Origin of the sequence: Pseudonocardia benzenivorans CB1190 (genome assembly GCF_000196675.2) — a bacterium.
Classification (GTDB): domain Bacteria; phylum Actinomycetota; class Actinomycetes; order Mycobacteriales; family Pseudonocardiaceae; genus Pseudonocardia; species Pseudonocardia benzenivorans.
In genome coordinates, this window is record NC_015312.1 from 4,224,265 (window position 1) to 4,246,107 (window position 21,843).

Here is a 21,843-nt window from a genome sequence, read left to right on the forward strand (position 1 = left end):
ACGAGGATCCCCAATCATGATCACGATCCGCGGGACCTGAGCGCCGCCCATTGCGCCCATGTCCCGGCGATGGCGATCAACGAGGTCCGGGACCGTGGAACTCCCTAGCTGGACGGCCACAGACCGCAGCCTGTCCCCGGCCACGGCGAAGATCGCCATGCCCGGGACCTCAGCGCTGCGTATTGCGCTCATGTCCCCGCCACGGCGATCAACGGGGCGGCCCAGCCATCAAACCCGCCCGCCGCGGACAGTCGCCGACCACAGCTGTCCCCGACCACCGCGAAGATCACCATCCTCGGGACCTCAGCACCACCCACTGCGCCCATGTCCCGGCAACGGCGATCAACAGGGTCCCTCGGCCATGAAACCCCCGAGCCGGACCGCCGCGCACGCAGCCTGCCCCCGATCACTGCAGCGCCGTCGGTTGCGCCGATGTGGGGTGCTCGAGACGACCTCGGCGTCCCTGGACCGACGATCAAGGTGTGCTCCCCCGCGGACGCCATACGCGCGCAAGGCTTCCCCGTATCCCCTACCCACGAGGATCCCCAACATGATCACGATCCGCGGGACCTGAGCGCCGCCCGTTGCGCCGATGTCCCCGTCACGGCGATTGACAGCGGCCAGTCCAAACTCCCCGTAGGCGGCCATTTACCGCCCCACTGATGGCCAGCGATCTCCCCGCTGGCGGCCAGATATCTCCCCGGTGATCAAGCATCCGATGCCGGTGGTGAGGGTCTGCCGGTGAAGCGAGACGAGGAGATCATGGAGATCCTGGAGGCGTTCGACCTCACGGGCAGTTACCGCGCCGCCGCGGAGTTGGCCGGTTGTGATCACCACACCGTCGCCCGCTATGTGGCGCTGCGGGAGGCCGGTCAACCCCCGGTCGCTCGCGAGCACCGGGCACGACCGATCGATGAGTACCTGGACAAGATCGAAGAACTGGTGGTGCGCTCCGACGGGCGGGTGCGCGCCGACGTGGTGCACGAGCGGCTGCTCGCGATGGGCTTCACCGGCGGGGAGCGCACCACCCGCCGCACCGTCGCGCAGGTGAAGGCCCGGCTGCGGGCCGGGCAGCGGCGGGTGTTTCGGCCGTGGGTGGTCGAGCCGGGGCTGTGGCTGCAGTGGGACTGGGGCGAGGGCCCCCGCGTTGCCGGGCGCCGCACGAATCTGTGGTGCGCGTGGCTGGCCTGGTCGCGGTTCCGGGTCGTGCTCGCGGTCTTCGACCGCACCCTGCCCACGATCGTGGCCTGCATCGACACCACGCTGCGCCGGCTGGGCGGGGTGCCGACCTACGCGCTGACCGACAACGAACGCACCGTGTCGGTCGATCATGTCGCGGGGATCGCGGTGCGCCACCCGGAGATCGTCGCGGTCGGGCGGCACTACGGGATGACGATCCGCACCTGCGTGCCGGCGGACCCGCAGTCCAAGGGCGGGTCCGAAGCGACGGTGCGGATCTCCAAGGCCGACCTCGTCCCGACCGCGGCGAACCTGCTCGAGGAGTACCGCACCTTCGCTCAGCTTGAGACGGCGTGTCGAAGCTTCTGCGAGCAGGTCAACGCGCGGCCGCATCGGGAGACCCGCCGCCCGCCGGTCGAGGCGTTGGCCGAGGAACGCACCCGGCTGCATCCGTTGCCCGATCGGCCGTTCACCGTCGCGTTCGGCACGACCCGGCGGGTGAACTGGGACGCCACCGTCTCGGTCGACGGGGTGCGCTACTCGGTGCCGCATCAGCTGGTCGACACTCGAGTCTGGGTCCGGTTCCACGGCGACGACCTGGTCATCACCGCCGTCGATGCCCCGTTGGAGGGGCACGGACCCGGCAGCGGCCCCACAGAGGTCGCCCGCCATGCCCGCTCGACGCCGGGCACGCCCTCGATCCGCGACGAGCATTACCCGCCACCCACCACGGCCGCGAACGCCGCCGGAGAACGCACCCCACGCGCGGGCAGTGCCGCGGAGGCCGAGTTCCTGGCGCTCGGCCCGGGCGCAGCGTCCTGGCTGGTCGAGGCGGCCGGGGCGGGTGCGCGCGGGGTGCGCCGGAAGATGGCCGAAGCGGTCGCGCTGGCGAAGCTGCACCCACCCGGCGAGGTCGACCGCGCGCTGGGCACGGCCGCGGTCGCGGGCCGGTTCGCCGAGAACGACGTCCTGCGCATCCTCGCCCACCAAGCCGGCCGCAACGTCAACAAGCCCACCATCCGCGCCAGCGAGGACCACAGCTTGCAACCCGGCACTTCCGCCTGGTCCGGCTTCGGCATCACCCCACCACCCGAAACCGACCCGTCAGGGCTCGACCCGGCAGGGCTCGACCCGGCAGGGCCGTCATGAACGCGGCCACCGGATCAGTGCCGGCATCGGGCGGGGACCCGCTCGCCGAGGCCGTCGCGCTGACGCGGCGGTTGAAGCTGCCCCACATCCGCCGCCACCTCGTCGAACTCGTGCCCACCGCGCGAGCACAACGCTGGGACCATGCCGAGCTCGTCCGGGTGCTGCTGGCCGAGGAAGCCGCCGGCCGCGACGCGACGAACCTGCGCACCCGCCGCCAACGAGCTGGGTTCCCCGCCGGCAAGACGTTGCACGACTGGGACGCGGGCGCGTCCTGCATCCCGCGCCCCACCCAAGACGCCCTCACCTCGCTGGAGTGGGTCAGCCGGCGGGAGAACCTCTGCGTCTGCGGGCCGTCCGGGACCGGGAAGTCCCACTTCTGCGAAGCCCTCGGTCAGGCCGCGGTCGAGACGGGGATGACCGTGGCCTGGTTCACCATCGAAGACCTCGGCGCCCTCGTGCGTCGTCACCGCGCCGACGACTCGATCACCCGCGCACTCGCGAGACTGATCCGCACGGACCTGATCATCGTCGACGACATCGGGCTCCTGCCGGTCAGCCCGGACGCCGCGGAAGGGTTCTACCGGCTCGTCGATGCCGCCTACGAACGCCGCTCCCTGGCCATCTCCAGCAACCTGCACCCGTCAAAAGCGCACATGTTCGACCGAACCTGTGTCAGGTCGCGCCGAAACATCACGGGTTCGGCAGCCGGCCGGCGTCGACGTGGTCGGCCAGATAGATCAGTGGGGACTGCGGGTCCATCCCGAACGCGGCCGCGACGAGCTTGGGGTCCATGACGTTGACCAGGTCGACCAGCCGGGTGCTGCGGATCATGCGGGGCGCGGCGCCGCAGGGGTCGAGGACGTGGCTGAGATAGGCCGTCGACGCCGCACGGCGCCCGGCTTTGGTGCCCTTGGTGACGATGACGTGCGGATTGTCGGTTCGCTGCTGCGCGCGGTGGGCAAGGCAGCGCTGCAGCACCGACCAGCTGGCCGGGTCGAGCGGGACCGGGTGCGGCCGCCGGCCCAGCCGCACTGCTCGGGCGTGTTCATCGACGTCATCGATCAGCATCAGGCGCATTTCCTGGCTGGACGCGCCATGCAACAGCGCGAGCATCCCGACCAGTGCCTCATGCGGATGCACCCCGTCGCCGGCGGCAGAATCCGCGCTGAGGTCGGTGGTCCACCGCCGAAACAGCGATCGTTGCTCGGCGAGGGTCAGGGTCGACCCGCGGAAAGCGCTGGGCTCGGAGGCCGACAGATCTCGGGCGGGATCGACGAGGATCAGCCGGCGCGCGCGGGCGAAGCGGAAGAACTGGCGCAGCACGACCAGCCGCCGCTTGCGCGAGGCCGGCATGCCGGCCAGGAACGCCTCGATGTCGCCGATGTCGACCAACTCCCACCCGTGCTTGCCACGCTGCTCGGTCAGGAACTGAGCGAGGTCGCCCACGATGGTCAGCGCCGTCTCGACGGTGTGGTCACTGCGCGCTCGGGTTCCGGCGCGACGCGCGCGTTCACGCGCATGCAGCATCTTCTCGCAGAACCCGGCCACCGCCGGCCGCAACGGTGCAGGGACCCGGTCGACACGGCGCCGCCGCCGCCCGGCGGCGAGCTGTTCGGGATGGTCGGTGGCCAGGGCGAGCTGGTGGTCGGTGAAGAAATCCTCGAGCACCCGCGCGAGCGGGCCCATGGAGCGTCCTGGGCGGCGGGCTCGGTCCAGCACCGCCGCCGGCAGATTGGAGTGCTCATCGGCCAGCAGTCGCCCCAGCTCGGTGATCAGCATGCAGGCCCGGCTGGGGCAGTAGCGCGAGGCAACGTGAGCGGTGAACGACTCGAGCCAGTCGGGCGGGCTCGCCAGCCGCTCGGCCAACGCCTCGGCGCGGATGAACGGCCGAGCGGGGTGTCGCTGCCAACACGCCGAGCACAGCCCGAGACCGGCATGGCGGCGCACCCGACCGCAGCCAGCGCAGGGGCGCGGCGGCTGGGGCCCTGGCTGCGGGCGTGAGCAGTGGCCACACCATCCCGTCGCCGCGCGCAAGTGGCCGAGCCTGGCGCAGCGCGGGCAGATCTGCATCGCGGCCGCCCGCTGATCGGTGCGCCGGCAGGTCTTGCACAACGTCTCGGTGGCCGAACGGCGCGGCCTGTCGCAGCGTCGGCAGCGGCGTGAGCACAACACGCACCGGCCAGTGTCTGCCTGCAGGACACGCTGGTTCCCGCAGGCCGGACAGGGCTCCTTAGCTGCATTCTCACGAACCCGCCGGGAACAACGACAGCATCGTGGCTGATCCAGCAGCCCGACGGGCGCGCCGCAGTCGGCGCAGTCACGCTGCTTCTTACCCACGACCTCGCCAACCTGGTCGATCGTGTCGGGCTCGCCGTCGTCCCCGCAGTCGTTCTCGTGGTCCGGTCACATCGGCGGCAGGGATCGACCACCGGTCCCGGATGCTCGAGGACCGTCGAGGGCTGTCGGACGAGTCGGCGCGACCGGTCGCTCGACCGGAGTGGTGTCGATCTCGAACAGGTCGTCGGGAGTGCACTGCAGAGCAGTGCACAGCGCGATCAGCGTCGAGAGCTTGATCTGGCTGGGTTCCTTGGTGAACAACGCCGACACCGACGCCGCGGACATCTCCACGCCAGCCCGCTCCCCGAGCAGCCGACGCAGTTGCGTCCCGGTCCAGACCTCGCGCTGCGCCGCGGCCATCCGCAGCCGCCACCGAATCCTCATCGCCGTTCATCCTCACCGGCGCGCTCGACAGGCTCGTCGGGCCCGCCGAGCTCGGACAGCGTGGTGGACACCGCGCGTCGATATGCATCCTCGATGAACGTCGCCGAGGGGCGGACATACCGCATCGTCGAGCTGACCGTCCAATGCCCGAGCAGCTGCTGAATCGCGACCAGGTCCACGCCGCGCTCATAGTTGTGGGTTGCGCACGCTCGCCGCAGCGCATGCGGGCTGAACCACTCCCCGGCCGCGCGGCCTTCCAGCTCCATCAACCGGCGCAGCCGGTTGCGGATCGTCCCCCGATGCAGGCTGCCGCCGGACTCGTCGGCGAACAGCACCGGTGAGTCGGGGAACTTGCCGCGCACGTCGTTGAGGAACCACCGCAGCACCAGGTCCAGGCCATCGAGCATCGGGACCCACCGCGGCCGCGGACCTGATGTCCTCGCTGCCTTGCCGAACCGGACATGCAGCTTCCCGAACGGCCCGCGGTTGAAGTGCACATCCGCCACATCGAGCAGCGAGGCCTCCTCCGAGCGCAAGCCAGCGTGATAGAGCGTCCGGAACAACGCGTAGTCCCGCGCGGCCGGCGCATACTTGCGGGCGGTCGCGATCCGGCCCTTCAGGAACTCGAAGAACTGCCCGACCCGTTCCGGGGTCGGCGGCGGCATCGAGTCCGGCGAGTCGTCCCCGACATGGCGGGATGCGTTGAACTCATCCACCGGGCAGACCAGCGAGACACCGAACCAGGCCTGGATCTCGGCGGCCTTGCGCACCTGCAGGAACCGGTGGAAGCCCTTGAAGATCTGCACATAGTCACGGCGGGTCGACGCCTTCCGACCCGCAATGGCCAGATCGCCCACGACCCGATCGACGTCCTCAGGCGTCACCTCCCACGCCGGGCGGCCCAACGCCGTCAGCGTCCGCTCCAGCAACCCGAAGTCGTTCTCGATCGTCACCGGGCTGAACCCACGCGCCCGCCACGACGCCACGAACGCCTCGACGCACTCGCCCTGGAACTCCCACGGATCCGTCGTCGCCGGCGCCGCTACCGACGCAGCACCCGCGATCACTGTCAGCCGCCGCGTCACCCGCACACCCTCTTCGCACCTGAATGATTAAGGCAGCGCCTAACATAGCGATCTCCCACCTGGAAGATCCACAGGGCCCATCCAGGGCGCATCGGTGCAGGCACGAGCACAGATCCGGCTACACGAACAAGTGCCAGCCCCAGATGGATTCGACGAGATCATGCCCAAGACCCTGGCCACCGCCACGGTCGACCGGCTCCTGCACCACGCCCACATCGTCGTCACCGACGGTGACAGCTACCGGCTCGCACAAGCCACCGCCGGCAAGGGGGTGAGCCCGTTGAGCTGACCACGCACGACCGAGGCGGGGAAATATCTGGCCGCCGTCGGGGAGAAGTATCTGGCCACCAGTGGGGAGAACTACTGGCCGCCAGCGGGGAGATCAAGCTGGCCGTTGACAGGCGATCAACGGAGCGGCCCAGCCATCAAACCCGCCCGCCCCGGACAGTCACCGACCACAGCTGTCCCCGACCACCGCGAAGATCACCATCCCCGGGACCTCAGCACCACCCACTGCGCCCATGTCCCGGCAACGGCGATCAACAGGGTCCCTCGGCCACGGAACTCCCGAGCCGGACAGCCACGGAACTCCTGAGCCCGACGGCCACGAACGCAGCTTGTTCCCCGACTGCCGCAAAGATCACCATGCCCGGGACCTCAGCGCCGCTCAGCGCGCTCATGTCCCCGTCACGGCGATCAACGGGGCGACCCAGTCCTCAAACCGGCCCGACCCGGATGGCCGCGGACCGCAGCCTGTCCCCCAGCATCGCGAAGATCACCATGCCCGGGACCTCAGCGCCGCTCAGCGCGCCCATGTCCCCGCCACGGCGATCAACGGGGCGGCCCAGCCGTCAAACCCGCCCGCCCCGGACAGTCACCGACCACAGCTGTCCCCGACCACCGCGAAGATCACCATCCCCGGGACCTCAGCGCCACCCCCGCGCGCCCATGTCCCCGTCACGGCGATCAACAGGGCAGTCAGCCTCGATGCACCGAGCCGGACGGCCACGGACCCCGGCGTGTCCCGACCGCCGCGATGATCACCGTCCCCGAGACCTCAGCGCCATCCACCGCGCGTGTGTCCCGGTACCGATGATCACCCCGCGAGCCGACCAGGGGCCTGGGCCGAGGGGCCCAGGGCCACGCGACCGCGCGCTCCGCCGCCCCGAGCCCCGCACACCCACGCGGCCACACCAGCCGCACTGGATCACCGCCCTCGGACCCCAGCGCCTGTGCCCGGCAACGATGATCACCGTGTCGGTCGGCCAGGAGTCCTCCCGACACACCACCACATGCACAGCCATGGACCAGCGACTTCGGCGCTACCCGATGCCCACCATCCCCGGTCCCGGCCTCCACGCACGACGCCGTCCCGCCGGCGTCGATCATCCGGCGGTCGCGGCAGCCGTCAGGCGGCGCAGGGCGCCCGTCAGCGCCTCCACGGCACCACCCGACTCCGTGAGCCCGTGCCGGGCCGCGATCCAGGACGGCTCGTTCCAACCCAGCCACACCGTGCCGGCTTCGTCCTCCCAGGCGAGTGCCTTGAGGGGCAGGTCGATGCCCGCGGTCTGGTGCTCCTGCATGAGCGGCGTCCCACCCTGCGGACGCCCGAACAGGAGCAGCACGGTCGGCCGCAGCGGGAGGCCTGCACTCGCGGCCGCGGCGGCGTGGTCGATCCGGGCGAGGACGGTCAGGCCGGCGGCCTCGACGGCGGCGGCCAGCCGGTCGACCGTCTCCGCGACGGGGTACGGGGACGGCACGGCCGTGAGGCCGTCGATCTGGGTCACGTCGGGCTCCAGGGACTCGGACTGGCTGCGCGGCTCAGAAGGGCGGCGGGTCGTCGGCGCCCGGGAGCCCGGCGAAGGGGTCGCGGCGGCGCCCGCCGTTGGTCCCCGCGGCGCCCGGCGCCGTCCCGGCCGGGGCGGCAGCCGGCTCGACCGCCTCCGACTCCCGCGTCGCCCACGCCGGGAACGGGAACTCGACGGCCAGCGGCACCGGGATCTCGGGCTGGGAGACGAACATCGTCCCGGGCTTGGCCAGCACGGCGCGGGCGCGCTGCGTCGGGGGCAGGAACCCGTACTCGGGACGTCCGGCCTCGGCCGGATCGAGCCGTCCGACGATCTTGACCGACGAGTTGGACACGATCCGCCGCTCGACCTCGCTGGCCGTCTGCTGGGCGCCGACCAGGATGATCCCCAGCGACCGGCCGCGTTCGGCGATGTCGAGCAGGACCTCCTTGATCGGGCTGGACCCCTCGCGCGGCGCGTACTTGTTGAGCTCGTCGATCATCGTGAACAGCAGCCCGCCGGGCCCGGCCTGCTCCTTGCGCGCGGTCTCGGCGGCGAGCGTGACGCCGACGACGAACCGCTGCGCCCGCTCCGGCAGGTTGTGCAGGTCGACGACGGTGACCTGGGTGTGCTCGGTCGTCACCCGGCGGCCGGGGGTGTCGGGCAGGTCGCCGCGGACGATGCCGCGCAACGGCTTCAGGCTCGACCGCAGCCGCCGCAGGAACGCGTTGACCGTGCCGACGCCGGTGACGGGGCCGGCCCAGTCGCGCCGGGCGTCCTCGTCGGTGAGCCGGTCGGAGACGAACTCGACGAGGTCGTCGTAGGTGCGCAGGACCTGGCCCTCGATCATCACGGCACCCGAGTCGCCCACGGCCGACACCTCGCGCTTGAGCCGGGACGCGACCTGGTGGATGACCATCGTGTACTGGTTGCGCTCGTCCTCGGCGTCGGCGAAGACGTAGGGCAGCAGCTCGCGCGAGCAGAACTCGCCGAGCGTCCACCAGAACGCCGCGATCCCGTGCGTGCGGCCGACGACGTGCGGGCGCCCCGAGGGGTCGTCGGGCATCGGCGGGGCGAAGAAGCCCACCGAACCGAAGGGCGCGGCGACGAGGTCGAGGCGGGCGTAGTCGGCGCGCAGGTCGTCGTCGAGGTGCACGTTGGGCCGGTCCAGGAACAGCAGGTCCTCGCCCTTGACGCTGAACACGAGCGCCTTGGAGTTGAGTGCCCGGCGGCCGAGCGCGCCGCCGGTGAACAGCGAGTAGAGCAGGAACAGCGCGAAGCTCGTCTTCGTCGCGACGCCGGAGATGCCGCTGATCGAGACATGGCCGCCGCGGGTGCCGTCGAGGAACTCGAGGTTGAGGTAGACCGGTTCCCCGTCGCGGCCGAGTCCGGCGGCGACGCGCTTGTCCATCCGGTCGAAGTACAGCGCCTGCGCCCGCTCGGCGCCCGTGGCGCGACGGACGAGCTCCCCTGGCCGCGGCGGTACGTAGCACTCGGGCTCGACCCGCGTCGTCATGATCTCGGCGATCTCCTGCACCTGCGCGGGCAGCACGCCGTCGGAGATCAGGAAGACGTCGGAGCCGAACGTCGCGCCCTCGTGCCGGGCGCGGACCTCGGTGACGACCCCGCTGGTGACGACGACGCCGACGCCCGGGACCTCGCGCTCGGTGGCGACGACGTCGTCGAGCTGCAGGTAGGCGCCCGGGGCGAGCGCGACGGCGAACTCCAGGGGCGTGGAGTCCTCGGTGCCGACGACGCGCCCGACCGACGCGGCGACGGCGTCCTCCGGCGACCCCGAGAGGTCTGACAAGCCGGCCACGGTCCTCCTCAGGTACGGGTCCGCACGACCCTATCGACGAGCCCCGACAGTCCCGCGGGCCCGCGGGGAGGAGGGATCAGCGCCGCAGCGCGATCCGCGCCCACGTCGCGGCCAGCACGACGATCGCGAGCAGCGCCAGCACGAGCCCGATCGAGGGGCCGACCCCGCCCTGCGGGACGGAGATCTGCCGCGACCAGACCGCCCAGACGCCGTTGATCGTCGAGATTCCGCAGCCCGCGGCGCACACCCACGCGAGCGCCCAGTAGCGCAGCCCCAGCGCGAGGGCCGAGCCGACGACGCCGAACAGCAGCGCGGTGATCGTGAACAGCCGCGGGAGGATGCCGAACCACTCGCCGCCGACGAGGATCCTCCAGCCGGCGACGTCGCCGATCCACGGCAGCAGGAACGCCCCGATCAGGACGAGCACGGCGATCGACACGACCATGGCGGTGGCGCCGGGGTCGATCCGCCGTTCGACGCGTCGCGCGACGTCGCGCAGCTCGCGGTCGAGCTCGCTGAGCCCGTCGGTCATGCCCTGCTCCTCACGTCCGTCGCGGCCAGGCTCGTCGCCTGCCATCACGCACCGCCCGCCATCACGCACCGCCCGCCATCACGCACCGCCCGCACTCATGGCCGGCCGCCTTCACGCCCCGGCCGTCGAGCACGCCGCGACGGCGGGGGCCGGCGGGGGCGCTCCGAACCCCGGAAGTCCCAGGCCCGTCGGGGCGCCACCGGGACGGGTACCCGCCTCGAACGCGTCGCCTGCGCGGGTGCGCCGGTGCGACAGCAGCCCGTCGTCGGCGACGAGGTGGTGCGGCGCGCCGTACCCGACGCGCACGGTCACGACGTCGCCCGGGCGCACCGGCGCCGCGCCGGGGGCGAAGTGCACCAGCCGGCCGTCGCGGGCGCGGCCGGACAGCCGCCGGGTGGCCGAGTCCTTGCGGCCCTCCCCCGTCGAGACCAGCACCTCGACCACGCGACCCTCGAGCGCCCGGTTCTGCTCCCAGGAGATCCGTTCCTGCAGCTCCACGAGGCGCTCGTAGCGCTCCTGGACGACGGCCTTGGGCAGCTGGTCGGGCAGCGTCGCGGCGGGGGTGCCGGGCCGCGGCGAGTACTGGAAGGTGAAGGCCTGCGCGAAGCGGGCGCGTTCCACGACGTCGAGCGTGGCGCGGAAGTCCTCCTCGGTCTCACCGGGGAAGCCGACGATGATGTCGGTGCTGATCGCGGCGTCGGGGATCGACCCGCGCACCTCGTCGAGGATCGCGAGGAACCGCGAGGACCGGTAGGAGCGGCGCATCTCGCGCAGCACCCGGTCCGACCCCGACTGCAGCGGCATGTGCAGCTGGGGGCACACGTTGGGCGTCTCGGCCATCGCGGCGATGACGTCGGAGGAGAACTCGCGCGGGTGCGGCGAGGTGAACCGGACGCGCTCCAGCCCCTCGACGTCGCCGCAGGCGCGCAACAGCTTCGAGAACGCCTCGCGGTCGCCGAACTCGACGCCGTACGCGTTGACGTTCTGGCCCAGCAGGGTCACCTCGAGCACGCCGTCGGCGGCGAGCGCCGACACCTCGGCGAGGACGTCGCCGGGGCGGCGGTCGCGCTCCTTGCCGCGCAACGACGGCACGATGCAGAACGTGCATGTGTTGTTGCAGCCCACCGAGATCGACACCCAGCCGGCGTAGGCCGACTCGCGCCGCGCCGGCAGCGTCGACGGGAAGACCTCCAGCGACTCGCGGATCTCGACCTCGGCGCGCTCGTTGTGCCTCGCCCGTTCCAGCAGCGTGGGCAGCGCCCCGACGTTGTGGGTGCCGAAGACGACGTCGACCCACGGGGCCTTCGCGACGATCGTGTCGCGGTCCTTCTGCGCCAGGCAGCCGCCGACGGCGATCTGCATGCCCGGCCTGGCGGCCTTGCGCGGCGCCAGGTGCCCCAGGTTGCCGTAGAGCTTGTTGTCGGCGTTCTCGCGCACCGCGCACGTGTTGAGGACGACGACGTCGGCGTCGTCGGTCGCCTCGGCGCGGACGTAGCCTGCCGACTCGAGCAGACCCGCCATCCGCTCGGAGTCGTGCACGTTCATCTGGCACCCGTAGGTGCGGATGGTGTAGCTGCGGGTCACGCGCCCGAGGGTAGGCCGTCGCCACCAGGCGCGGTGCACCGGTGCCGGGCACGGGGGTCGACCCCGCACGGGCGCTCGGGGGAGGATGCGGCCGTGGCGCACGCGGCGGGTGGGCCGACGGTGACGCGCACCCTCGGCAGGCGAGGGTTCCTGCGTGCGGCCGCCGCGGGAGGGCTCGCCACGGCCGCGCTGCCGCTGCTGGGCGCGTGCTCGTCGAGCTTCGCCGGGGTGCGGCTCGCGATCGCGACCGGCGCGACGCAGGGCGTGTACTACACCCTCGGCCGCGTGCTGGCCGACGTCTGGCAGGAGCACCTTCGGCTGCCCGCCCGGCCCGAGGTGATCACCACCGCGGGCTCGGTGCAGAACCTGGCCCTCGTCGCGTCCGGCGGCGCCGACGTCGCGTTCAGCCAGGTCGACACCGGTGCCGACGCGCTGCCGGGCATCCCGCTGGACGACCCGCGCTCGCTGCGCGCGCTGGCGCGGATCTACGACGACGCGACGCAGGTCGTGGTCCGCGCCGACTCCTCCTACCGGGCACTCGCCGACCTGCGCGGCGCCCGGGTGTCGATCGGGGCCGCGAACTCCGGTGTCACGCCGATCGCGCAGCGGCTGCTGCGGGGAGCGGGCCTGGACCCCGACCGTGACATCCGGCCGGCGGCGCTGGGCATCAACGACTCCGTCGCCGCGATGCAGGCCGGCACGATCGACGCGTTCTTCTGGTCCGGCGGGCTGCCGACCGTCGGCGTCGCGACCCTGGCCGCGGCGGTGCCGGTGCGGCTGCTGGACCTGCAGGACGTGCTGCCCAGGGTCCGTGCGGCCTACCCCGTCTACTCCACGGGCACCGTGCCCGCGCAGACGTACGGGATCCCCGAGCCGGTGACCACACTGATGGTGCGCAACGTGCTCGTCGTCCCGGCCGCGATGGCCGACGACGTCGCCGGTGCGCTGGTCGACGCCCTGTTCGCCGAGCAGCCGCGGCTGTCGGCGGCCAACGCGGCCGCGCTGACGATCGACGCCCGCGCCGCCATCGGCACCCAGCCGATCCCGCTGCACCCCGGCGCGGAACGGTTCTACCGTTCGACGAAGGCGCTCTGACCGGTCTCGTCCGGCCCCGTCTCGTCCAGCCGTCGCCGGAGGAAGCGCCGCTCGGCCGGGTTGGTGGCGAGTGCGAGCGCCCGCGCGTAGGCCTCGCGGGCCTCGGCGACACGGCCGGTGCGGCGCAACAGGTCCGCCCGCGACGAGTGCAGCAGCCGATGGCCGTCGAGAGAGTCGATCCGGTCCAGCAGGGCGAGCCCGGTCGCGGGCCCGTCGACCATCGCCACCGCGACCGCGTGGTTGAGCGCGACGACCGGCGACGGGTCGAGCCGCGACAGCGCGACGTAGAGGGCCGCGATCTCCGACCAGTCGGTGGCCTCGGCGTCCGGGGCCGCCGCGTGCACCGCGGCGATGGCGGCCTGCAGCTGGTAGCGACCCGGCCGCCGGCGCCGCAGTGCGTTCTCGACCAACGCGAGACCTTCGGCGATCCGGACGCCGTCCCAACGGCTGCGGTCCTGGTCGGCGAGCAGGACGAGGTCGCCGGCGGCGTCGGTGCGGGCGGCGCGGCGGGCGTCGGTGAGCAGCATGAGCGCGAGCAGGCCGAGGACCTCGGGCTCGTCGGGCATGAGCCGGGCGAGCAGCCCGCCCAGCCGGATGGCCTCGTCGCACAGCTGCGGGCGCAGCAGGTCCTCCCCCGCCGTCGCGACGTAGCCCTCCGTGAAGACCAGGTGCACCACGGCGAGCGCCGCGGTGAGCCGGGCGGGCAGGGCCGCGTCGGTGGGCACCGTGAACCGGATGCCGGCGTCGCGGATCTTGCGCTTCGCCCGGACCAGCCGCTGCGCCATCGTCGCCTCGGGGACGAGGAACGCCCGCGCGATCTGGCCGGCCGTGAGCCCGCCGACGGCCTGCAGGGTCAACGCCACCTGCGCCGGGACGGCCAGCGCCGGGTGGCAGCAGGTGAAGACGAGCCCGAGTCGGTCGTCGCCGACCCGCAGCAGCTCGGCGTCGGGTCCCAGCGGGTCGGCCACGTCCGGCCCGGCCGTGCCCGGCTCCCCGGTGCTCGTCGGGTCCCGGGCCAGCTGGGCGTGCTTGCGCGCCCCGACGCCCGCGCGGCGCAACCGGTCGAGCGCCGTGCGGCGGGCGACCGTCAGCAGCCACGCCGCGGGCGCGTCCGGTACGCCGTCGACCGGCCAGCGCACCAGCGCGACGGCCGCGGCGTCGGACAGCACGTCCTCGGCGAGCTCGACGTCGCCGAGGCGGCGGGCGAGGGCCGCGAGCAGCCGGGCCCGGTCGTCGCGCCAGGTGCGGGCGAGGACCTCCGCGGGGTCGCCGCCGGTCACGCGCCCGGTCGCTCCGCGAGCGCGACCGGGACGGTGCTGCCGTCGGGCATCAGGTCGCGGATCGGTCGCACCTCGATGCACCCGCGCTCGGCCAGCGGGCAGCGGGCGGCGAGCTCGAGGGCCTGGTCGAGGTCACGGCACTCGAGCACGAAGTAGCCGCCCAACGCCTCGACCGACTCGGCGAACGGACCGTCGGTGACGAGCACGTCGCCGTCGCGGACGCGCACCGTCGTCGCGGTCTCGATGGGGTGCAACGGGTCCGCGGCCAGGAACACGCCCTGTTCGCGCAGCTCGCGGGTGTACTCGCCGATCCGGACGAGGGTGTCCTCGTACCCCGGCGTACCCGGCTCGTACCGCTCGCACCCGTAGATCAACAGCATGTAGCGCATGGCTGCTCCCCCTCGTCGCTCCCCAGCCGGACCGTAGCCCGCTCCTGACGCCTCCGACAGGGAGACGAACGCGCCGGCGGCGACTCGACACCGCGGCCCGGGCGAATCTGCGCGACGGGTGTCGAGAGGCGCCGCGGCCGTTCGTCTCCCCCGTGAAGAACCACCGGAGAACCACCCACCGGGACGACCACCGACGAGGAGCCCTGCCATGACCACCACCGCCCGGCCCGCCGCCGTGCTCGACGAGTACGCCCGTGCCCTCGACGGCTTCGACGACGCCCTCGCCCGCGTCCCCGCCGAGGCGCTCGACGGGCCGTCGGCCTGCTCCGAGTGGACGATCCGCGACGTCGTGGGGCACGTCGTCTGGGGCCAGGACCTGCTCGCCGCGCTCGCGCAGGGCCGCCCGCACCACGACCGGACCGGGGCGCCGGGCGCACCCGCGCCGGGGGTCCTCGTCGCGGGCGACGCCGTCACCGGCTGGCGCCGGGCGCGGGCCCGGGCCGACACGACGCTCGACGAGCCGACGCTCGGCCGCGTCGTCACGGTCCCGCCGTTCGGGGAGATCCCGCTCGCGGGCTTCGTCACGCTGCTCGTGACCGACCTGCTCGCCCACAGCTGGGACGTCGCCCACGGCGCGGGCGTCGGCATCCGGCTCGACCCGACGCTGCTCGACGGGGCTCTCGGCTGGTCACGCGGCCACATCCGGCGCGGGCCCGGCGCGATCGGACCCGAGGTTCCCGTGCCCGCCGACGCCGACCTGCAGGCCCGGTTCCTGGGGTTCCTGGGTCGCGACGCCGCTCGCCCCGTGCGCTGAGCGGCCGGACCTCATTCGGCGGCGGGCAGCCGGGCGACCACCCGCAGCCCGCCGCCGGGCGGGGTCTCCAGCCGCAGTGCGCCGCCCGCGAGCTCGGCGGTGCGGGCGGCGATGGCCAGCCCGAGCCCGGAGCCGTCGACGTTGCTCTGGTCGGGCGCACGCCAGAACCGGTCGGTGGCCCGGTCGAGGTCCTCGGGCGCGATGCCGGGCCCGGTGTCACGGACGCCGATCTCGACCGCGCCGTCGACGGCGCACACGGCGACGTCGATCGTGCCGCCGTGGGGGGTGAACTTGACGGCGTTGTCGAGGAGGGCGTCGAGGACGGTCTCGATGCCCCCCGCCGGTGCGCGCGCGGCGAGGCCACGGGACCCGATGCGGCGCAAGGTGAGCCCGGTGTGCTCGGCGAGCGGCCGCCAGGCGTCGATCCGGTCGTCGACGGCCGTGTCGACGTCGACGGTCTCGGTCACGGCCACCCGCTCGGCGCGGGCCAGCGCGAGCAGCCCGTCGAGGACCGCCGAGAGACGCTCGGCCTCCTCGAGCGCGGCGACGTGGTCCTCGGCGGCCGGCCGGGCGACGTGTCCGTCGAGGTTCGACAGCCGCAGCCGCAGGGCCGTCAGCGGGTTGCGCAGCTGGTGGCTGGCGTCGGCGACGAAGGCCCGCTGCGCCGCGAGCGCCTGGGTGACGGTCTCGGCCATCTCGTCGAACGAGGCCGAGAGCCGCCGCAGCTCGGGCGGTCCGGACCCGTCGGACACCGGTTCGGCGGGGCCGCCCGCGAGCACCGCGCCCGCCACGCGGTGCGTGCCCTCGTCGAGCCGGCGGACCGGGCGCAGGATCCAGCGCACGACCGGCAGCGCCACCACCGTCCCGACGGCCAGTGCCAGCAGGAACGCCCCGAGCACGATCGACCACACGCGGACCTCCTGGACCCGCAGCGCGTCGGTGGGCGACACCGTGACCGCGACGCCTCGCACCTCCCCGTCGACGAGCACGGGCTCGGCGAGCACCACGGGCCGGTCGTCCCACGGCATCAGCAGCGGGTAGGGATCGGAGCGCCGGTTGGCCAGCGCGAGCCGGACGCGTTCCTGGCCGTCGGCGTCGAGCACCGGCGGTACCGGCTCCGACGCGGCGACCAGCTGCTGCGACCGGTCGAGCACCGCGACCTGGACGCCGTAGACCTCCTGGTAGCGAGCCAGCTCGGCGGCCAGGCCGGACGCGTCGGCCTCGGTGATCGGGCGTTGCGCGATCGACGCGAAGAAGATCGTGTCGGTCAGCCGGTCCGTGAACAGCTCCTGCTGGGCCGAGCGCGTGTCGGCCAGCGCCAGCGGCACGCCGAGCCCGACGGCGAGCAGTCCCATCAGGACGAGCACCGTCACCAGCAGACGGCTGCGCACCTCGCGCTACCCGGCGGCCGGGCCGTCGGCGCGGGCCGCGCCGTCCACGACGTCGGCGCCGGGCGCGCCGGCCGCGGGCTCCGTGGGGACGCCGAGCCGGTATCCGACGCCGCGCACGGTCTGCACCAGGTCGGCCCGGCCGAGCTTCGTGCGCAGCGTCGCGACGTGGACGTCGAGCGTCCGGTTGGCCCCCGGCCAGCTGCGGCCCCACACCTCGGCGACGATCCGGCTGCGGGTGCACACCGTCCCCCGCGCGGCCGCCAGCAGCGCGAGGACCTGGAACTCCTTGCGGGTCAACGAGACCTCGGCGCCGTCGACGGTGACGATGTGCCGGTCGAGGTCGACCCGCACGCCGTCCACGGCGACCTCTCCCCCGGGAGCGGCCGCACCGGACGGGGTGCCGCGGCGCCGGCACACCGCGTGCACCCGCGCCACCAGCTCGCCGATGTCGTAGGGCTTGACGATGTAGTCGTCGGCACCGGAGTGCAGGCCGAGGATGCGGTCGTCGACCTCGCCGCGCGCCGACACCACGATCACCGGGACGTCGGAGACCTGCCGGATCGCCCGGCACACGTCGACGCCGTCGACGTCGGGCAGGCCGAGGTCGAGCAGCACGACGTCGACGCCGGACAGGTGGTCGACCGCCCCGCGGCCCTGGGCGAGCCGGGTGGTCGTCATGCCGTGCCGGTGCAGCGCGGGGCGCAGCGCCGCGGCGACCCGGTCGTCGTCCTCCACGAGCAGGATGTGCACCCGGCGAGCCTCTCAGGCGACGGCGCACCGGACGCGACGCATCGCGCGAATTCCCACGTCGTGCCGGGGCAACGTTATGAGCCTGCAACCCTAAAGGTTGCCCAAGGGGATGGACGCCACTGTCGGATCCGCCCTAGCGTCCCGCCATGCCCGAAGCCTCATCAGTGAGCGATAGCACACCGATGGTCCGGATGTCGGCCGTCGAGAAGCACTTCGGCGACCTGCACGTTCTGCGCACCATCAACCTGGAGGTCGCGTCGGGTCAGGTCGTCGTCGTGCTGGGGCCGTCGGGCTCGGGCAAGTCCACCCTGTGCCGCACGATCAACCGCCTCGAGCCCATCGACAGCGGCGTCATCGAGGTCGACGGGAAGGTCCTGCCCGCCGAGGGCAGAGAGCTCGCGCGGCTGCGGGCCGACGTCGGCATGGTCTTCCAGAGCTTCAACCTGTTCGCGCACAAGACGATCCTGGAGAACGTGGCGCTGGCGCCGATCAAGGTGCGCAAGACGCCGAAGGCGGAGGCCGAGAAGCGCGGCATGGAGCTGCTCGAGCGCGTCGGCATCGCCAACCAGCGCGACAAGTACCCCGCGCAGCTGTCGGGCGGCCAGCAGCAGCGTGCCGCGATCGCGCGCGCACTGGCCATGCGGCCCAAGGTGATGTTGTTCGACGAGCCCACGTCGGCGCTGGACCCGGAGATGGTCAACGAGGTCCTCGACGTCATGACCGGGCTGGCGAAGGAGGGGATGACGATGCTCGTCGTCACCCACGAGATGGGCTTCGCCCGCCGCGCCGCACACCGGGTGATCTTCATGTCCGACGGCGAGATCGTCGAGGACTCGACGCCCGACTCCTTCTTCACCGCGCCGAAGTCGGACCGCGCCAAGGACTTCCTCGGCAAGATCCTCACCCACTGACAGGGCCGACCAGGCAGAACACCACCGTCCACGTCCAGACAGCAGAGACGGAGATCCGATGAAGTTGCGTACCCTGGTGGTCGGCCTCGTAGCCGGCGCACTGGCACTGAGCGCGTGTGGGAAAGAGGGGTCCCCCGGCAGCGAGGGCTCGGGCGTCTCGCAGCAGGTCGCCGCGGGCGTCCAGGTCACGGGTTCGCCGACCTTCGACGCGATCCAGCAGCGCGGCCGCGTCGTCATCGGCGTGAAGGACGACCAGCCCGGCCTGGGCTTCAAGGACGCCACGACCGGCCAGTTCTCCGGGTTCGACATCGAGATCGCCCGGCTCGTCGCGGCCCAGCTCGGTTACGGCGCCGACAAGATCGACTACAAGACGGTGCCGTCGGCGGCCCGCGAGGACACGATCTCCCGCGGTGAGGTCGACTACTACGTCGGCACCTACACGATCAACGACAACCGCAAGCAGCGCGTCTCGTTCGCGGGTCCGTACTTCATCGCCGGCCAGGGCCTGCTGGTCCGCTCCGACGAGACGGCGATCACGGGCAAGGACACGCTCAAGGGCAAGAAGGTCTGCTCGGTGACCGGCTCGACGCCGATCCAGCGGGTCCGTGACCAGGGCCTGACCGAGCCCGGCAACATCGTCGAGTTCCAGACCTACACCCAGTGCGTCGACCAGCTGCTCGCCAAGCAGGTCGACGTCGTCACCACCGACGACGCGATCCTCAAGGGCTACGCCTCGCAGCAGCCCGACAAGCTGAAGGTCGTCGGCGAGACGTTCTCGACCGAGCCCTACGGCATCGGCCTGAACAAGGACGACGCGGCGCTGCGCGCCAAGATCAACGACATCCTGCAGAAGGCCTACGACGACGGCACGTGGCAGAAGATCTACGACTCCACCCTCGGCAAGTCCGGCTCCGCCGGATCGCCGCCGCCGCTGCAGCGCTACTGACCGGATTCCGGCGGGGCGGGTCGCACGCGCGGCCCGCCCCGCCGTCGGCATGAGGAGCCGATGTCGATGAACGTCCTGCTCGACAACCTGGACCTCTACGGTCGTGCCTTCCTCGGCACGATCGAGCTGTTCCTGGTCGCCGCCGTGGGGTCGCTGGTCCTGGGTGCGATCGTCGCGGCCATGCGGGTCAGCCCGGTGCCGATCCTGCGCACGTTCGGCATGCTCTACGTGAACCTGATCCGCAACACCCCGCTCACGCTGGTGTTGTTCTTCTTCGCGTTCGCCTACCCACGGCTCGAGATCGTCGACCTCTCGTTCTTCACCCGGGCCTGCATCGGGCTGATCCTCTACACGGCGGCGTTCGTGTGCGAGGTGCTCCGGTCGGGCATCAACACCGTCCCGGTGGGTCAGGCCGAGGCCTCCCGGGCGCTCGGCTTCGGGTTCAACCAGACCCTGACGACGATCGTCATGCCGCAGGCGGTCCGCGCCGTCGTCCCGCCGCTGACCAACGTCCAGATCGCCCTGCTCAAGAACACCACGATCGCCTCGGGCTTCTCGGTGTTCCAGGCGGGCGGCATCTACCAGGAGCTGTCGGAGAACGGCTACAACGTCCTCGTCGGGCTCCTGTGGATCGCGCTGGGCTTCCTGATCCTCGTCGTGCCGCTGACACTGCTACAGCGCAACCTCGACCGCCGCTGGAGCGTGGCGACATGACCTCGGTCCTCTACGACGTCCCCGGTCCGCGCGCGCGGGTCCGCAACGGCCTGATCGGCGTGATCGGCACGCTCGTCGTGCTCGGCATCATCGGGTTCGTCGTGTACCGGCTGGCCGCGACCGGGCAGTTCGAACCACGGCTGTGGGAATGGCTGCAGTTCCGGGCCATCCAGCTACTGATCGTCGATGCGCTGCTCAACACGCTCAGCGCGTTCGGCGTCGCGGCCGTGCTCTCGCTGGTGTTCGGCGCGATCTTCGCGGCCGGCCGGATGTCCGACCACGCCTGGCTGCGCGGGCCGTCGACGGCGATCGTGGAGTTCTTCCGCGCGGTCCCGCTGCTGATCCTGATCTTCATCCTGTACTTCGGCGTGTCCCAGACCCTCGGGCTCAACCTGTCGACGTACTGGTCGCTCGTGCTGGGCCTGATGCTCTACAACGGCTCCGTGCTCGCCGAGGTCTTCCGGGCCGGCGTGCGGGCGCTGCCCCGCGGGCAGAGCGAGGCGGCCTACGCGCTCGGCCTGCGCAAGACCCAGGTCATGACGAACGTCCTGCTGCCGCAGTCGTTGCGCGCCATGCTGCCGACGATCGTCAGCCAGCTCGTGGTGGTGCTCAAGGACACCGCGCTCGGGTTCATCATCCTGTACCCCGAGCTGCTCTACCAGGCCCGTTACCTGGGCAGCCAGGGTCAGCTGGGCGCACCGATCCTGCAGGTCGCCATCGTCATCGCCGTGCTGTACATCCTGATGTGCCTGCTGCTGTCCGGCCTGGCACAGCTGCTCGAGAAGCGCAGCCGCCGCCGGCGGCCGGGCGGGGCCGACCCCACCGAGATCGTCCGCGAGGAGGAGAAGGTCGCCGCCGCACAGGCCCAGGGCGGTGGCGCCCAGGTCGGGGGCTGAGCGTCGGCGGCCAAGGGGCTGTCTGCGGGATCGCCGTCCGCCCCCTACCTAGTCCTTGCGGCCGCTGATCGCGAGCCCGGCGCCCATCAGGATCATCAGGACCCCGCCCGTGCCACCGAGGCGGCGCATCCGCGTGGGTGAGGTCGCGAGCCAGCTGCGGGCGGCGCCCGCGACGAGGCCCCACACGCTGTCGCACACCGCGGCCAGCGCGACGAACGTCATGCCGAGCACCAGCATCTGCGTGGCCGCGCTGCCCGCGGCGGGGTCGGTGAACTGCGGAAGCACGGCGGCGAGCAGCACGATCGCCTTCGGGTTGGTGATCCCGACGAGCCCGCCCTGCAGGAACACGCGCCGCCGCGCGGCCCTGCCGTCCTCGCCGACGTCCGCGCCGGTGCCGGTCACCGCGGCCAGCACGTCGCCGCGCGCGAGCCACGTCCGCACGCCCAGGTAGATCAGGTACGCCGCGCCCGCGAGCTTGAGGGCGGTGTAGGCGATCACGGACCGCTCGGCGATCTCGCCGGCCCCGAACGCGACGGCGACGACGAGCACCGCGACCCCGGTGGCGTTGCCCGCCACGGACAGCAGCGCGACGCGGCGGCCGTGCGCGAGGGCGCGGCCGACGATGAACAGCACGCTCGGCCCCGGTATCACGACCAGGACGAGCGCGCCCAGCATGAACGCGAGGGAGTTCCCCAGGGTCGGCACGGGCGGACGGTAACCCGGCTCCGACGTCCGGCGCGAGGGAGTTGCCGCTGGGCGCGACGTCCGCTTCGGGTGATCGGTCCCGCTTATGCTTCGCCG

The 21,843-nt window shown here is 72.5% G+C and carries 20 protein-coding genes and 1 pseudogene; 9 read left to right on the forward strand and 12 right to left on the reverse strand.

The annotated features are described in order from the left end of the window. The first annotated feature begins 741 nt into the window (after nt 1-741). Both istA and PSED_RS19840 read left to right on the forward strand, forming a co-directional pair. Entirely contained in the window at nt 742-2,328 is a 1,587-nt protein-coding gene (gene istA, locus PSED_RS19835) for an IS21 family transposase (RefSeq protein WP_013672252.1), read from the forward strand. After that, nucleotides 2,325-3,122: an ATP-binding protein gene (locus PSED_RS19840; protein ID WP_325176120.1), complete on the forward strand. Its 798-nt coding sequence runs from the start codon at nt 2,325-2,327 to the stop codon at nt 3,120-3,122. Before istA ends, PSED_RS19840 begins: the two co-directional genes overlap by 4 nt. Here PSED_RS19840 and PSED_RS19845 read toward each other — a convergent pair. The 3 genes from PSED_RS19845 to PSED_RS19855 form a co-directional block, all read right to left on the reverse strand. After that, nucleotides 3,019-4,107 carry a site-specific integrase gene (locus PSED_RS19845; RefSeq protein ID WP_202946299.1) on the reverse strand — a complete coding sequence of 363 codons (1,089 nt, stop codon included), beginning with the start codon at nt 4,105-4,107 and terminating at the stop codon, nt 3,019-3,021. The two genes, PSED_RS19840 and PSED_RS19845, sit on opposite strands and share 104 nt — an antisense overlap. Nucleotides 4,108-4,731: 624 nt before the next feature. Beyond that, nucleotides 4,732-5,049, reverse strand: coding sequence for a helix-turn-helix domain-containing protein (locus PSED_RS19850; RefSeq protein WP_013676029.1), 318 nt, complete (start codon nt 5,047-5,049; stop codon nt 4,732-4,734). Next, nucleotides 5,046-6,134, reverse strand: coding sequence for a tyrosine-type recombinase/integrase (locus tag PSED_RS19855; RefSeq protein WP_013676030.1), 1,089 nt, complete (start codon nt 6,132-6,134; stop codon nt 5,046-5,048). The genes PSED_RS19850 and PSED_RS19855 overlap by 4 nt, the downstream gene beginning before the upstream one ends. A 139-nt stretch (nt 6,135-6,273) precedes the next feature. On the opposite strand from PSED_RS19855, the pseudogene PSED_RS19860 reads away from it, so the two are divergent. Further along, nucleotides 6,274-6,423 (forward strand): annotated as a pseudogene (locus PSED_RS19860) (ATP-binding protein); the annotation flags it as partial. A 1,096-nt stretch (nt 6,424-7,519) separates the two neighbouring features. Here PSED_RS19860 and PSED_RS19865 read toward each other — a convergent pair. The 4 genes from PSED_RS19865 to miaB all read right to left on the reverse strand — a co-directional run bounded on the left by PSED_RS19865 (nt 7,520) and on the right by miaB (nt 11,856). Continuing rightward, nucleotides 7,520-7,921: a DUF302 domain-containing protein gene (locus PSED_RS19865; protein ID WP_013676032.1), complete on the reverse strand. Its 402-nt coding sequence runs from the start codon at nt 7,919-7,921 to the stop codon at nt 7,520-7,522. A 34-nt stretch (nt 7,922-7,955) separates the two neighbouring features. Beyond that, on the reverse strand, nt 7,956-9,740 hold the full coding sequence (locus PSED_RS19870; protein ID WP_013676033.1) for an ATP-binding protein: 1,785 nt from the start codon (nt 9,738-9,740) through the stop codon (nt 7,956-7,958). 76 nt (nt 9,741-9,816) lie between these two features. Next, nucleotides 9,817-10,272, reverse strand: a complete 456-nt coding sequence (locus PSED_RS19875) for an Rv2732c family membrane protein (RefSeq protein ID WP_013676034.1) — start codon at nt 10,270-10,272, stop codon at nt 9,817-9,819. Between the two features lie 111 nt (nt 10,273-10,383). Next, the gene (gene miaB, locus PSED_RS19880) at nt 10,384-11,856 is read right to left on the reverse strand and encodes a tRNA (N6-isopentenyl adenosine(37)-C2)-methylthiotransferase MiaB (protein ID WP_013676035.1); all 1,473 of its coding nucleotides are present in this window, start codon (nt 11,854-11,856) and stop codon (nt 10,384-10,386) included. 93 nt (nt 11,857-11,949) lie between these two features. On the opposite strand from miaB, the gene PSED_RS19885 reads away from it, so the two are divergent. Next, nucleotides 11,950-12,951, forward strand: a complete 1,002-nt coding sequence (locus PSED_RS19885) for a TAXI family TRAP transporter solute-binding subunit (protein WP_013676036.1) — start codon at nt 11,950-11,952, stop codon at nt 12,949-12,951. Here the strand turns inward: PSED_RS19885 and PSED_RS19890 are convergent. Continuing rightward, nucleotides 12,927-14,231, reverse strand: coding sequence for an RNA polymerase sigma factor (locus tag PSED_RS19890; protein WP_013676037.1), 1,305 nt, complete (start codon nt 14,229-14,231; stop codon nt 12,927-12,929). The two genes, PSED_RS19885 and PSED_RS19890, sit on opposite strands and share 25 nt — an antisense overlap. Further along, nucleotides 14,228-14,620, reverse strand: coding sequence for a YciI family protein (locus tag PSED_RS19895; protein WP_013676038.1), 393 nt, complete (start codon nt 14,618-14,620; stop codon nt 14,228-14,230). The genes PSED_RS19890 and PSED_RS19895 overlap by 4 nt, the downstream gene beginning before the upstream one ends. 208 nt (nt 14,621-14,828) lie before the next feature. Here PSED_RS19895 and PSED_RS19900 point away from each other — a divergent pair, with 208 nt between their 5' ends. Beyond that, nucleotides 14,829-15,434 (forward strand): TIGR03086 family metal-binding protein, encoded by a 606-nt coding sequence (locus tag PSED_RS19900; protein ID WP_013676039.1) that lies wholly within the window; start codon nt 14,829-14,831, stop codon nt 15,432-15,434. Nucleotides 15,435-15,445: 11 nt separating this feature from the next. On the opposite strand, the gene PSED_RS19905 is transcribed toward PSED_RS19900, so the two are convergent. Both PSED_RS19905 and PSED_RS19910 read right to left on the reverse strand, forming a co-directional pair. After that, a complete protein-coding gene (locus PSED_RS19905) occupies nt 15,446-16,825 on the reverse strand; it encodes a sensor histidine kinase (protein WP_013676040.1) in 1,380 nt (459 codons plus the stop codon). Between the two features lie 6 nt (nt 16,826-16,831). Further along, nucleotides 16,832-17,575 (reverse strand): response regulator transcription factor, encoded by a 744-nt coding sequence (locus PSED_RS19910; protein ID WP_013676041.1) that lies wholly within the window; start codon nt 17,573-17,575, stop codon nt 16,832-16,834. A 182-nt stretch (nt 17,576-17,757) separates the two neighbouring features. On the opposite strand from PSED_RS19910, the gene PSED_RS19915 reads away from it, so the two are divergent. From PSED_RS19915 to PSED_RS19930, 4 genes are all read left to right on the forward strand, one after another. Further along, nucleotides 17,758-18,486, forward strand: a complete 729-nt coding sequence (locus PSED_RS19915) for an amino acid ABC transporter ATP-binding protein (RefSeq protein ID WP_013676042.1) — start codon at nt 17,758-17,760, stop codon at nt 18,484-18,486. A gap of 58 nt (nt 18,487-18,544) precedes the next feature. Then, entirely contained in the window at nt 18,545-19,432 is an 888-nt protein-coding gene (locus tag PSED_RS19920; RefSeq protein WP_013676043.1) for a glutamate ABC transporter substrate-binding protein, read from the forward strand. Nucleotides 19,433-19,498: 66 nt separating this feature from the next. Further along, on the forward strand, nt 19,499-20,146 hold the full coding sequence (locus PSED_RS19925; RefSeq protein WP_013676044.1) for an amino acid ABC transporter permease: 648 nt from the start codon (nt 19,499-19,501) through the stop codon (nt 20,144-20,146). Further along, a complete protein-coding gene (locus PSED_RS19930) occupies nt 20,143-21,042 on the forward strand; it encodes an amino acid ABC transporter permease (RefSeq protein WP_013676045.1) in 900 nt (299 codons plus the stop codon). The genes PSED_RS19925 and PSED_RS19930 overlap by 4 nt, the downstream gene beginning before the upstream one ends. A 48-nt stretch (nt 21,043-21,090) precedes the next feature. On the opposite strand, the gene PSED_RS19935 is transcribed toward PSED_RS19930, so the two are convergent. Next, on the reverse strand, nt 21,091-21,747 hold the full coding sequence (locus PSED_RS19935) for a LysE family translocator (protein WP_013676046.1): 657 nt from the start codon (nt 21,745-21,747) through the stop codon (nt 21,091-21,093). Nucleotides 21,748-21,843: the final 96 nt, after the last annotated feature.

Coding starts and splice junctions, on each gene's coding strand:
- PSED_RS19840 (WP_325176120.1), top strand. CDS start 2,325: ATGAACGCGGCCACCGGATCAGTGCCGGCATCGGGCGGGGACCCGCTC.
- PSED_RS19845 (WP_202946299.1), bottom strand. CDS start 4,107: ATGCTGATCACCGAGCTGGGGCGACTGCTGGCCGATGAGCACTCCAAT.
- PSED_RS19850 (WP_013676029.1), bottom strand. CDS start 5,049: ATGAGGATTCGGTGGCGGCTGCGGATGGCCGCGGCGCAGCGCGAGGTC.
- PSED_RS19875 (WP_013676034.1), bottom strand. CDS start 10,272: ATGACCGACGGGCTCAGCGAGCTCGACCGCGAGCTGCGCGACGTCGCG.
- PSED_RS19895 (WP_013676038.1), bottom strand. CDS start 14,620: ATGCGCTACATGCTGTTGATCTACGGGTGCGAGCGGTACGAGCCGGGT.
- PSED_RS19900 (WP_013676039.1), top strand. CDS start 14,829: ATGACCACCACCGCCCGGCCCGCCGCCGTGCTCGACGAGTACGCCCGT.
- PSED_RS19915 (WP_013676042.1), top strand. CDS start 17,758: ATGGTCCGGATGTCGGCCGTCGAGAAGCACTTCGGCGACCTGCACGTT.
- PSED_RS19920 (WP_013676043.1), top strand. CDS start 18,545: ATGAAGTTGCGTACCCTGGTGGTCGGCCTCGTAGCCGGCGCACTGGCA.
- PSED_RS19925 (WP_013676044.1), top strand. CDS start 19,499: ATGAACGTCCTGCTCGACAACCTGGACCTCTACGGTCGTGCCTTCCTC.
- PSED_RS19930 (WP_013676045.1), top strand. CDS start 20,143: ATGACCTCGGTCCTCTACGACGTCCCCGGTCCGCGCGCGCGGGTCCGC.